Here is a 4,501-nt window from a genome sequence, read left to right as displayed (position 1 = left end):
CAACGGAAGCGCCGGCCGAACAAGCACAAGAGTCTGACCCGCCGCCGAATTCGCAGCGTCGGGTGTATCGCGTGGTGCCGGGCGATACGCTTGCGAAGATAGCGGAGCAATATGGCGTCACGCCCGAGGAAATCGCGCGGTGGAACAAACTCGAGGGCAAGGACCCGTTGCCCGGCCTCTTGCTCGACGTGTACCTGCCGATGGCGGAAGACACCGCGGAAACAGCATTCGAGGAATACCGCGTCGGCCCCGGCGACACGCTTCACAGCATCGCGATGCGTTACGGCGTCACCGTGCCGGACTTGCTCAAGCACAACAAGATTCCCAATCCCAACATCCTCGTCGAAGGACAACGGATCAAGATACCCAAGTCCCGGTGACACGGCCGGGGGAGGGCCCTTCCATGCTGATACGCGGCGTCTTCCCGCCCCGGTTCTTTCCGGTCTTGTTCGCGATTTGCGCCTGCGTTACTCGCATTGCCGCGGAAGAACCGCCCATTACGCGGGACGAAATCGACGTCTTGCTCGATGCAACGGTGCATGACTGGCGCTTCCATCTCGGCGAAGTCCCCGGCGCGGAGGCGCCGGATTTCGACGATTCCGCATGGGAGCCTGTCGACGTGGGGCATCAGTGGTGGCCGCACGATTCGACCTGCTGGTATCGTACGCGGCTCGTCGTGCCGGAGACGATCAACGGGCTTCCCGCGGCGGGCGCGGAGATCCGCATGCGCGCGGCCATGGACAACGCCGCCCGCGCTTACGTGAATGGCGAATTCCGGCAGGAGTTCGAGCGGGACGCGGGGGACCTTCTCATTGCCGATGAGGCCGCGCCCGGCGATACCTTCGTCGTGGCCCTCCACGGCGTGAACCGCCCCGGCTATGGCTCGCTCTATCAGGCGTATCTCACGATGAGCCGCGGCAGCGAGATGACGGGCGCGTTGCGCGGTCTCATGGCCGACTGCGACATCACGCAATCGTACATCCGCTACGGCCCGGAAGCCGAGGCGGCGCATTGGCGCGCGCTTGTGGACGATGCGCTTCAGGCGCTCGACCTGGACGCATACCGGTCGCTCGACGCTCCTCGGTTCCTGGCCTCCGTCGAGGCCGCGCGCCGACGGCTGCTTGCCGACGAGAACTCCCTCGAGGCGCGGCTCGACGCCGTCGCGGGAGAACTCCGCGCGCTGGACCGGCTCATTGAGCAAGGCGCGAGCGCGGGCCGCCCGATGGCCTACCCGCGGGTCGATGCGCGGGTGGTCGAGAGCTTTCTGCAATACATCCGCGACGACGTCCGCGATGGCGTTACGGGCCACAAGGTGCGGGCGCTGACCGCAGCCCGCTATATCGAGCGGCTTTGCGCGGACGCGACCGAGGAGGCCCGGCAAATCATCGCCGCGCCTGAGCGCGGCCTGCGGGTGCCCGTCTACGCGACCGGCCCCGTCGAAACGCGCGACGGCGCGTTCTGGCAGGCGGGTCGGCCCGTCTTCTTCACCGGCGTGGGCCATTTCGGCCAAGTGCGCGAGGACCTGCTCATTCTGCCCGAATACGACCTGAATATCGTCCAGATCGAGATGGGCCCGCGCAGTGTCGTTACCGGGCCGGACACCGTCGATGATGCACCGGTTCGAAACGACATCCGCGCCACGCTGGACCGGGCCGCGGCAAGCAATGTCGCGGTCAATCTGCTCATTTCGCCCCACTACTTCCCCGATTGGATGCTCGAACAACATCCCGGACTCGCCAAGTGCGGGTACGGGTTCATGAAGCACTGCATCGACGCGCCGGAAGCGCGCGCAGTTTACGAGCGGTATCTGCGCGCGCTCATGCCGCTGGTCGCGAACCATCCCGCGCTGCACAGCATCTGCCTGAGCAACGAGCCGCAATACGACGGCCGGTGCGAACACGCGCGCGGGTTGTTCCACGCCTGGCTGGCCAAACGCTACGCGGATATCGCCGCCGCAAATGCGCTGTACGGGACCCAATTCGCGGCATTCGGCGATGTGCCTTTCCCGAAGGACAGCGGCAACTACGCGCTCGCTTACGATTACTGGCGCTTCAATCAGGATCGGTTCCTCGCGTTTCACGAGTTTCTCCGCGACCTGATCCACGAATTCGACCCGGACCTGCCCGTGCACGCCAAGGCCATGGCGCACAGCTTCGGCGACCCCGGCAAATTCGAGGCGGGCGTGGATTACGAAGCGTTCACGCGCATCGGCGCCATCGCGGGCAACGACTGCGTGCAAACCTTCGAAGGCGACAGCGCGAGCGAGTACCTGCAGCGCTGGCGGGACATGGCCATGCATTACACCTTCCAGCATTGCGTCGCGCCGGACGCGCCCATCTTCAATTCCGAGGACCACATCATTACCGATGGCGACGTCCGCTATATCCCCGAATCGCATATCCGCACCGCGTACTGGACCCAGGCCATTCACGGGCAGGGCGCGGCCACGACGTGGGTCTGGGAGCGCGCGCAAGGCGGCGATTTCGCGGAGAACATACTCACGCGCGCGAATTGCGTTCGCGCGCTGGGCCGCATCGCCTGCGACCTGAACCGGCTTGCGCCGGAGGTGCACGCGCTGCAACGCGCGGAGAGCGGCGCCGCGATCCTGTACTCGTTCGCGTCGCTCTGGCCGTCTGACGCGTTCACGACGCAGGCCATCGCCGCGTTCGAAGCGCTGTATTTCGCAGACACGACGCCCGCGTTCGTTACGGAGAGTCAGGCCGCGGAAGGGCTGCTGCGTGAATACGCGGTCATTGTCGCGCCGAACACGTCGCATGTCTCCGAATCGACTGTAGACGCGCTACAGGCCTTTCTGGACGGCGGCGGCACACTCGTGGCCATTGGCGACTGCTTCACGCGCGACGAACACGGCCGCACACGGAACAAACTGCCGAAGGCCGGGTCCGCGGGACGGATGATCGCGGAGGCAGGGGTCCTGGATGCGCGCGCCTGCCGCGTCTTGCTCGAGCCCGTCCTCGATGAGGCGAATTGTGCGCGTCCCGTGCGCGTCACAGACATTGATGGCGCGCCCGTCTGGGGCGTAAACCTGCGCGTTGCCGAACACGACGGCCGCCTGACCGTGAGCCTCGTCAATTTCAGCCGAGAACCGCTGACCGTGTTGATCCGCCGGAACGGAAGCTCCCGCCAACCGGGTTCGCCGGAGCCGGAACAACCGGGATATGCACCTGTTTCCAAGATGGTCGACCTCTTTCGCAACCGAGAGGTCAGCGCACCGCTGGTGCTCGATCCCCTGGACCCGTGGTGCCTTGGTCTCGAGACCCATCCAGGCCGCCTCGAATAATCCCTCGCCACACCGCTCGCGGATATCGCGCTCGCGCTGCACGCGGCGCCTGCGCGCGTTCCACGTCGTCCAACTCCTCCGTGGCTCGCACAAGCTCCCTGCATGGGACCAAGAGGCGACCGTAGGCGGCAATATCCTCACGCACCTGGGTCACTTCCCGCGGCGTCCGCAGCCAGCGCCCGACAGACGTGTTTCCTTCGCGGCGCACGAATAGCCGGTAAGGGCTCAACAATACCGGGCCCTTCCGCCCTTTATGAGGCACCTTTTCCGGGCGAACACTTGACGTGCCCCGTTTCATGCCGCGGATTAACCGCATCCGGCTCAATAACGCTTCCCGTCACGCTTCCAGCTCATCTTGTCTCCGCATGGATATCTCCTTATATGTTACTATATATTAATGAAACCTCTCCTGGAAGAAGGCGGTTTCTACAAAACCCTTGTCTATGACGCAGACCCCATGCCACAATTCCCATGCCACAATTCCCGTTGACATAATGCCCCGCTGAGTGCATACTTGAACGGGTGAATGAGGCGCGCATGTCGAGGGCTTCAACGGTGCGGCCTGCGCGCGGCGACAGATGTAATTTGCGCGTCATAAGTTGTGAGCGCCGGGGACCACAGTTCTGCAGTGATATTGTTGGATTTCTGGGCGATGGCGGATAGATGAGGGTCGCGTGAGAAACTGGGCAGACGAGCACACGCGACCGTGACCAGGCGAACATTCATGTGATGCTATCCGGACGGGTCGCGTTCGGGGGAAGGAGGAAAAATGAAATCCAGGACACGGTCATTCTCTGTCGGCGCTGCGTTCGCCATTTGTGCCTGTTATGTACTGTTCGCTTCCCTGTCCGTGGTCTCGGGGCATGGACCGGACCCAAAGACCGACCCGAAGGCGGTTTCCTGCCCCGGCGATACGCTATATGGCCAGCCTCCGGCGTTGCCAGGTGATCCGGCTTTCTACGGCGAACTGTACGTTGCCGAAAGGGCTGTTTTTGACAATTTCTCGGCCATAGCAGCGGATATTGTGCACATCCGGTGGTGGGGATTGGATATCACACCCTTTTCATTGCCGATTCCGTGCGGACCTGAGGTGCCCGAAGTGTGCACGAGGGATGGGAACGCTTTCTTGATTGAGTTCCGCCTCGACGATGGCGGTCAGCCGGGCGACCTCTACTATCAAGAGGAAGTCAGTGCTGCCAA

Annotated in this window: 3 protein-coding genes; all 3 read left to right on the top strand. The window is 63.6% G+C overall.

Going from position 1 to position 4,501, the window contains the following annotated elements:
• On the top strand, nucleotides 1-380 hold a 380-nt coding region (locus KA184_21280; protein MBP8132121.1), incomplete at its 5' end, for a LysM peptidoglycan-binding domain-containing protein.
• A 23-nt stretch (nucleotides 381-403) separates the two neighbouring features.
• Nucleotides 404-3,301: a beta-galactosidase gene (locus tag KA184_21275; protein ID MBP8132120.1), complete on the top strand. Its 2,898-nt coding sequence runs from the start codon at nucleotides 404-406 to the stop codon at nucleotides 3,299-3,301.
• Between the two features lie 769 nt (nucleotides 3,302-4,070).
• A partial coding sequence (locus tag KA184_21270; GenBank protein MBP8132119.1) for a hypothetical protein occupies nucleotides 4,071-4,501 on the top strand: 431 nt, incomplete at its 3' end.

It is taken from the genome of Candidatus Hydrogenedentota bacterium (assembly GCA_018005585.1).
Classification (GTDB): domain Bacteria; phylum Hydrogenedentota; class Hydrogenedentia; order Hydrogenedentales; family JAGMZX01; genus JAGMZX01.
This window is presented reverse-complemented; position numbering and strand designations above follow the sequence as displayed.

Coding starts and splice junctions, on each gene's coding strand:
- KA184_21275 (MBP8132120.1), top strand. CDS start 404: ATGCTGATACGCGGCGTCTTCCCGCCCCGGTTCTTTCCGGTCTTGTTC.